We start from the raw sequence: 7,910 nt of genomic DNA, 5'->3' as shown, positions 1-7,910 counted from the left end.
CCACCGCGCCCTTGGCGCGGCGGTTGGGGTTTGCCTTCAGCTCCATGACCTCAGCTTCCAGAGCAATGCGCTCCAGCAGGTCGTTGATGCCCATGCCGGTCAGGGCAGACACCGGGATGCAGGCCACATCGCCGCCCCAGTCCTCGGTGATGATGCCGTACTTGGTCAGGCCTTCCATCACGCGCTCGGGGTTTGCGGTGGGCTTATCCATCTTGTTCATTGCCACGATAATCTTGACATTTGCAGCCTTGGCGTGGTTGATGGACTCGATGGTCTGGGGCATGATGCCGTCGTCAGCAGCAACCACCAGAACGGCGATATCGGTCATGTTGGCACCGCGGGCACGCATGGAGGTGAATGCCTCGTGGCCCGGGGTATCCAGGAAGGTGATGAGGCTGTCGTTGACCTTGACCTGATATGCACCGATGGCCTGCGTGATGCCGCCGGCCTCGCCTGCGGTAACGTTGGTCTTGCGGATGGCATCCAGAATACTGGTCTTGCCGTGGTCAACGTGGCCCATAACGCAGACCACCGGGGGACGCTCCACCAGATCCTCCTGCGAATCCTCTTCCTGCGTGAACAGGCGCTCCTCGATGGTCACATGCACCTCGTGCTCGACCTTTGCGTGGAACTCCTCTGCCAGCAGAGAAGCGGTATCAAAATCGATCACATCGTTGATGGCGTGCATCTCACCCATCTGCATGAACTTGGCAATGACCTTGCCGGCCTGCTGCTTCAGGCGGGCAGCCAGTTCGCCCACGGTGATCTCGTCGGGGATCATCACCTTCAGCTGTGCGCTGCGGGCCTTTTCCAGCTGGATGCGCTGCAGACGCTCGAACTCGGTCTCGCGCTTGCCCTTCTGGAACTGCTGGCGCTGGCGCTGACCGCGCTGGGTGAACTTTTGCTTGTTGCCCTGCGGGGTGGGCTTGCGGCGGTTCTCGGTGTTCTTGGTGGAAGCCAGATCATCGTAACGGGCATCGAAGCGGTCCACGTTCATATCCACAGTGCGGGTATCCACGGTGACCTGATTGTCCTCGCGGCGCACGGACACAGCCTGTGCCGGAGCAGCGGATGCCTTGGCACCGGTCTCACGAGCCAGTTCGCTGAGAGAAACGGTCTTTTCCTCGCGCTTCTTGTGCTGCTCGTTCTTCTTTTCGTTATGCTTATTGCCGTTCTTATCCTGCTGGGCAGGCTCTGCCTTTTTGGCGGCAGGCTGCTCAGGCTTCTTTTCTGCCTTGGGAGCTTCGGGCTTTTTCTCGGCCTTCTTCTCAGTGGGCTTCGGCTCTTCCTTTGCGGCCTTGGCGCTGTTCAGGAATTCGTCCAGATTTGCCACGCTGTTATCCTTGCTGAACTTTTCCAGCAGGTAGTTCAGCTCGTTCTCTTCCAGATTGGAGCTGTTCTTCTTGCCGGTGCTGCCCATAGCGTTCAGCTCATCCAGGACCTTCTTGGCGGAAAGGTTCAGGTCCTTTGCAAAATCACTCACTTTATATTTTACGATCATTCGGTCATATCCTCCTCATTTTTGATTGCTCCGCAGTCCGACAGGCGGTCAAAGCAGAGCTTTGCGAGGTTGCGGTCAGTCACCGCGTAAACAGCCACAGGCTTGCGGCTGATATCGGCCAGTTTATCCTGCGTAAGCGGCATGGTGATCACATCCACCAGATCGCCCACAGAATAGTCGAGGCGCTGCACGGTCTTGGCGCTGGCATCGCTTGCCACCATCACCAGCCATGCCTTGCTCTTGACGCAGGCATCTTCCACGGCATCAAAGCCCATGGTCAGTGCGCCCGCCTTGCGGCACAGGCTCAGCGCCTGAAACAGCGCTTCCTCCGGCGGCAGCTTGGGCTTTGCGGGGGTGTTATTCTTCTTTGCCATTTGCTGCTGCCTCCTTTGCGGCTTCGGCCAGCTGTGCGGCCAGAGCCTCGTAAACTTCGGCGGGAACCGGCTGCTCAAAGCAGCGCTCCAGCGCCTTTTTCTTTTTTGCCTTGGTCAGGCAGTCGGGGTTCGGGCAGAGATACGCGCCGCGGCCCGGCTTTTTGCCGACCAGATCAATGCTGATCTCTCCGCTGGGTGCACGCACCACACGCACCAGCTCCTTTTTGGGGCGGCTGGTCATGCAGCCGATGCACTGGCGGGAAGGGATCTTTTTCTGTGCCATCCGGTTTCCCTCCTTTGGCCATCTGCGCCGGAATTACTCGGTGTCGGTCTCGGCTTCCTTCTTCGGCTCTTCCTCGCCATAATAGCCGCTCTCGGGGCGGATATCAATGTTGTAGCCGGTCAGGCGTGCGCACAGGCGTGCGTTCTGGCCCTTGTTGCCAATGGCAAGGCTCAGCTGCTGGTCGGGCACGGTCACACGGCAGGAACGGGTCTCGCCGGGCAGCAGTTCCACCTTGACCACCTTGGCCGGGCTGAGTGCTGCGGAGATGAACTCGGAGATATCCTCGCTCCACTTCACAATGTCGATCTTTTCGCCGCCCAGCTTTTCCACAACAGCAGCTACACGGGCACCGTGCTCGCCGATGCAGGCGGAAACAGGGTTCACGTTGGGGTCCTTGCTCCAAACAGCCATCTTGGTGCGGGCACCAGCCTCGCGGCTGATGGCCTTGACCTCCACAGTGCCGTCAAAAATTTCGGGCACTTCCAGCTCAAACAGGCGCTTGACAAGGCCGGGGTGGGTGCGGCTGATCATAACGCGGGGGCCGCGCTCAGTGCTGACCACGTCCACAACGTAGACCTGCAGGGTCTGGCCCTCGGTGTACACCTCGCCGGGCACCTGCTCGTTGTGGGGCAGGATGGCCTCGCCGCCCTTGCCCAGATCCAGAGCAACGATGCCCTTCTCCGGGTCCACGCGGGTAACGGTGGCCTGCACGATGTCGTGTGCACGGGACTGGATCTCGCTCAGCTGCTGGCTGCGCTCAGCCTCGCGGATGCCCTGACGGATCACGTGCTTTGCAGTCTGGGCTGCAATGCGGCCGAAGTCCTTGGTCTTGAGGGGGGTCACGATGCGGTCGCCCACTTCGTAGCTCTTGCGGATCTTCTGTGCCTCGGTAATGCCGATCTCAGAGTGCTCGTCGTACCAGTCCTCGTCGGCCACAACGTCCTGGATCAGGGCCACATCAAAGCGGCCTGCGGCGGGGTCGATATCCACCTTCACGTGGTCCTCTTCCACCTCATAGTTCTTCTTGACGGCAATGATGATCGCAGCCTTGATCTTTTCGATCAGGTATTCTGCGGTGATGCCGCGCTCGTGCTCCAGCATGGAGAGAGCTTCAAAAAATTCATTGTTCGCTGCTGCCATTTTTCGGGTTCCTCCTGTAATTTACTCTCTATCTATGTTAGTCAAACAGGTCTTCATCGTCGCACAGGTTCACGCTGGATGCGGCGTTCACCTCAAAGGTGACAGCGCCCGCATCGGTGTTCACCGTAACGGTGCTGCCCTCGCGGCCTGTCAGGATACCGGAAAACTCACGCACGCCGTCTGCATTCGGGCGGATGAGCTTTACCCGGATCTTCTGGCCCTTGAGGGCTTCATAGTGCTCCGGGCGGGTCAGCTTACGGCCAAGGCCGGGGCTGCCCACTTCCAGATAATAGCTCTGGTCGATGGGGTCTGCCTCGTCAAGGATGGGGTCCAGCGCATGGGAAACATCCGCGCAGGTGTCGGTATCCATGGTGCCGTCCTTGTCGATGAGCACGCGAAGATACCAGTCTGGACCTTCCTTTTCAAAAACCACATCCCACAGGCGCAGGCCCATGCCCTCCACGGTGGGGCGGACAAGCGCTTCGACTCTCTGGGCGGTGTTGCCGCCAGACTGCTTCGCCATAAAAAACCTCCAAACAAACAAGAAACGCGGACCTTGCGGCCCACGTTTCAGGTTAAACTATATCGTACTACTAGAATATACCATACATCCCGCGATTATGCAAGCATTTTCGCAGATTTTTTTCGCCGCAGGGTCTTTTACAGCACCCACACGCCGTCCCTGAACAGCTCCACGGTGCGGCCATCGCGGCATTTGCCGGTGATATGGCTGTCCTCTGCACCGATCATCACATCCTCATGCAGGCGGGACTGGTTCATGCCGCGGGCCAGCAGCTCTTCCTTCGTCAGCGCCGTGCCGCCCTTCGTGGTGCCGGGGTAGCTGGCACCAAAAGCGATGTGGCAGGCGGCATTTTCGTCAAACAACGTGCTGTAGAACAGCTTGCCGCTGCGATTGATGGGGCTGCTTGCCGGCACCAGTGCCACTTCGCCAATGCTGCGGGAGCCTTCGTCGCCGTCCAGCAGACGGCCCAGCAGCACCTGTCCCTGCTCGGCGTGGTAGTCCACAACCCGGCCCTTCTCAAAGGTGACATGGAAGTTCTTGATGAGCTGGCCGTTGAACACATAGGGCTTTGTGCCGTAGACAACGCCCTCTACCCTGTCCTTGTGGGGCGCAGTGAACACTTCCTCCGTGGGGATGTTGGGCAGGAACACCACGCCCTTTTCGCTCTTGCTGGCAGCGCTTTCCCACACAGCCTGATCCGCAAGACCCACGGTCAGGTCCGTGCCATTGCTGCTCTCAAAATGCACGCTTTCCAAGTCCAGCGCGTTCATTTTATCCCGCAGAGTGCTGAGCCGCTCCATATGGGCCTGCCACTCGTTCACCGGGTCGCCACCGGTGACCCGGCACACGTCAAAGATCAGCTTCCACAGCGCTTCCATGGCGGCATCCGCGTCCAGCTCCGGGAAGACCTTCTTTGCCCACGGCACACTGGGCAGGGCCGCAATGGACCACTGCACCCGGTCGTTCATGGTGTACTCCTGCCACTCCTCCATAAAGGCGCGGCGGGCGGCATTCACCCGGCTGATCTTATTGCCGTCAATGCCCACATACAGCTCCGGGTCGTCCGCAATGAGATGCAGTACACACACGCCGCCCTCGCTTTCAGCATAGTCAAGATAGCGGCGCAGCTGCCATGGCTTGAGGTCGGTCAGGGCCTCCTCGCTGCCCAGCTCCATGCGGGCACGGGCCACAGCGTCATCGCTCCAGTTCACCTGCACATCCCGGGCACCGGCTTCGTAGGCACTGCGCACGCACAGCCGCGCCAGCGGCGCGCCCTCCAGCGGGCAGTTGATGATGAGGGTCTGTCCGGGCTGCGGGTTCACCCCCACCCGGACGATGAAATCGGCATATTTTTTCAGCAGTTCGTCAAAGTTTTCCACGGTAGAACCTCCTGCGGTGTAAAAATCATGTTTTTCTGTTTTTCAGTATACCCGGTACGAGCCGTTCTGTCCAGTAAAAAGAAAACAGACACCTCCCGCTGTTGAAAAAGCAGGAAACGTCTGTTATACTGTCTTTTGAGAGTGCTGTCTACATACGGCAGGCGGTCTATGCCTTTTCGGCCCTGCGTCGGGAAGGCGAACATTTTTGTCGTACCCCGACGCTTTGCAGCGAAGGGGGTGATGCTTCATGACGCTTTTAGAAACTCTGGCTCTGCTCACATTGCTTGCAACCGTGAGCTTTGGCATTTTCGATATCGCGTGGAAGATCTTCAACAACAAAAAATGACCGCCCTCAGCGTCCAAACCTGAGCGGTCATCTTTTGATTATCGCGCCGGAAAGGTACTGACCGTTTGCCAGACAGCACTTTCTTTATTTGTATTATAGCACAGCCCCGCCGAAATTGCAACGGCGGGGCTGTTTTTTATCGCCTGAAAGCGAATTTTCCTCAGAACTCGATCTTGCTCTCGATATAAGCTTTCAGCTCGGAGATGGGCATACGCACCTGCTCCATGGTGTCGCGGTCACGGACGGTGACGCAGTTGTCGGCGGCAATGCCCTTGGCCTCGTCACCCACGGTATCAAAGTCCACCGTGATGCAGTACGGGGTGCCGATCTCGTCCTCGCGGCGGTAACGCTTGCCGATGGAACCGGTATCGTCGTAATCTACCATGAAGTACTTGCTCAGCTCGTTGCGGATCTCCATGGCCTTCTCGCCCAGCTTCTTGCTCAAGGGCAGCACGGCGCACTTGTAGGGAGCCAGAGCCGGATGCAGATGCAGCACGGTACGGATATCCTCCTTGCCCTTGCTGTCGGTCAGGTGCTCCTCGTCGTATGCTTCGCACAGGAAGGCCAAAGCCACACGGTCACAGCCCAGAGACGGCTCAATGACGTAGGGGATGTAGTGCTCGTTGGTCTCGCTGTCGAAGTACTCCAGGCTCTTGCCGGAAGCTTCCTGATGGCGGGTCAGGTCGTAGTTGGTACGATCCGCGATGCCCCACAGCTCACCCCAGTCGGTGAACGGGAAGGCGTACTCGATATCGGTGGTAGCGCGGCTGTAGAAGGCCAGCTCTGCAGGCTCGTGGTCACGCAGGCGCAGGTGCTCCTTCTTGATGCCAAGGCTCAGCAGCCAGTTCTCGCAATAGTCCTTCCAGTAAGCGAACCATTCCAGATCGGTGCCGGGCTTGCAGAAGAACTCGCACTCCATCTGCTCGAACTCACGGGTGCGGAAGGTGAAGTTGCCCGGGGTGATCTCGTTGCGGAAAGCCTTGCCTACCTGGCACACGCCGAAGGGCAGCTTGCGGCGGGTGGTGCGCTGGATGTTGGCAAAGTTGACAAAGATGCCCTGTGCGGTCTCAGGACGCAGATAGCAGGTGGAAGAGCTATCCTCAGTAACGCCGATGGCAGTCTTGAACATCAGGTTGAACTTGCGGATGGGGGTAAAATCGTGCTTGCCGCACACCGGGCACACGATGTCCTCATGCTCTGCGATGAAAGCATCCATTTCGTCAAAGCTCATGGCATCCACGTTCACCTCGGGGTGCTCCTCGCCGATCAGCTTGTCGGCGCGGTGGCGTGCCTTGCAGGCGCGGCAGTCCAGCAGGGGGTCCGAGAAGCTGGAGACGTGGCCGGTGGTCACCCAGGTCTGAGGGTTCATGATGATGGCTGCATCCAGACCCACATTATAGGGGCTCTCCTGCACGAATTTCTTCAGCCATGCCTTTTTGACATTGTTCTTGAACTCGACGCCCAGCGGGCCGTAGTCCCAGCTGTTGGCCAGACCGCCGTAGATCTCGGAACCGGGGAACACATAACCACGGTTCTTGCAGAGATTGACGATCATATCAAGGGTCTTTTCGCTCTGTTCCATTGTAGTACATCCTTTCCGTCCGCGGCTGGTTTGCCGTGTCGTTGTTGTATCGTTCCGGCAGCTTTCCCCACTGCCGGGCGTGCTTTTCAAAGGGAAAGCACAGTATCTTTACTGTACCATGTTTTGCGCCGCTTGTAAAGCCGAAAACCGGCCTGCTTTGGGGAACAGACCGGTTTTTGCACTTATTTATGGTATTTCATTCCTGCATTGATGGTGCAGGCACGGTAGATCTGTTCCGTGAGCACAAGGCGGGCCAGCTGGTGGGGCATGGTGATGCGTCCCATGCTGAACTTGAGTGCAGCGGCCTTTTTCACCTCATCGGACAGGCCGTGGGACGAGCCGATCACAAAGGCCACGTCTCCTGCCCCACTGTTTGCGCGGTCGGCAAGGAACTGCGCCAGCTCGTCGGAGGAGATTTGCCTGCCCTCAATGCACATAGCCACGATGGCAGCGCCCTTGCGCACGTTGGACAGGATGGCCTTGCCCTCCTTGTCCAGTGCCTTTTTTACCACGGCATCCGAGGCGTTCTTCTCCTCGATCTTTTCCTCCGGCAGCTCAATGATGCGGAAGGACGCGAAGGCGGCAAGGCGCTTCTGGTACTCGGCCACGCCCTCGGCGAAATATTTTGCATTCAGCTTGCCCACACAGATCAGGTCGATGTTTTGCATTGCAGTTTCCTCTTTTATATCGAAACGATTTAAAATTGTCTCCGCTACTGCTTGAACTCCCTCAGTCACGGCTTACGCCGTGCCAGCTCCCTCGGAGAGGGAGCCTCTGGCGAA

At 58.4% G+C, this 7,910-nt stretch carries 8 protein-coding genes; all 8 read right to left on the bottom strand.

Annotated elements, in window-relative coordinates:
- The coding region (locus WMO17_RS08460; protein ID WP_349137870.1) for a translation initiation factor IF-2 N-terminal domain-containing protein at positions 1–1,501 on the bottom strand (1,501 nt) is incomplete at its 3' end.
- A complete protein-coding gene (locus WMO17_RS08455) occupies positions 1,498–1,875 on the bottom strand; it encodes a L7Ae/L30e/S12e/Gadd45 family ribosomal protein (protein WP_005945406.1) in 378 nt (125 codons plus the stop codon). The genes WMO17_RS08460 and WMO17_RS08455, both read right to left, overlap by 4 nt.
- Positions 1,859–2,158, bottom strand: a complete 300-nt coding sequence (gene rnpM, locus WMO17_RS08450) for an RNase P modulator RnpM (protein WP_005945403.1) — start codon at positions 2,156–2,158, stop codon at positions 1,859–1,861. Before rnpM ends, WMO17_RS08455 begins: the two co-directional genes overlap by 17 nt.
- A 33-nt stretch (positions 2,159–2,191) precedes the next feature.
- Positions 2,192–3,298 carry a transcription termination factor NusA gene (gene nusA, locus WMO17_RS08445; protein ID WP_097773881.1) on the bottom strand — a complete coding sequence of 369 codons (1,107 nt, stop codon included), beginning with the start codon at positions 3,296–3,298 and terminating at the stop codon, positions 2,192–2,194.
- Between the two features lie 37 nt (positions 3,299–3,335).
- The gene (rimP, locus tag WMO17_RS08440) at positions 3,336–3,821 is read right to left on the bottom strand and encodes a ribosome maturation factor RimP (protein ID WP_005945397.1); all 486 of its coding nucleotides are present in this window, start codon (positions 3,819–3,821) and stop codon (positions 3,336–3,338) included.
- Positions 3,822–3,958: 137 nt separating this feature from the next.
- Positions 3,959–5,200 (bottom strand): aminopeptidase, encoded by a 1,242-nt coding sequence (locus WMO17_RS08435; RefSeq protein WP_349137869.1) that lies wholly within the window; start codon positions 5,198–5,200, stop codon positions 3,959–3,961.
- A gap of 506 nt (positions 5,201–5,706) precedes the next feature.
- Positions 5,707–7,128: a glycine--tRNA ligase gene (locus WMO17_RS08430; protein WP_097773884.1), complete on the bottom strand. Its 1,422-nt coding sequence runs from the start codon at positions 7,126–7,128 to the stop codon at positions 5,707–5,709.
- A gap of 182 nt (positions 7,129–7,310) precedes the next feature.
- Complete coding sequence (gene rlmH / locus WMO17_RS08425; RefSeq protein ID WP_044954166.1) at positions 7,311–7,796, bottom strand: 23S rRNA (pseudouridine(1915)-N(3))-methyltransferase RlmH; 486 nt, start codon at positions 7,794–7,796, stop codon at positions 7,311–7,313.
- Positions 7,797–7,910: the final 114 nt, after the last annotated feature.

It is taken from the genome of Faecalibacterium faecis (assembly GCF_040096475.1).
GTDB classification, from domain to species: domain Bacteria; phylum Bacillota; class Clostridia; order Oscillospirales; family Ruminococcaceae; genus Faecalibacterium; species Faecalibacterium taiwanense.
Note: the sequence above shows the minus strand (reverse complement) of the source record. Positions and strands in the feature narration are given on the sequence as shown.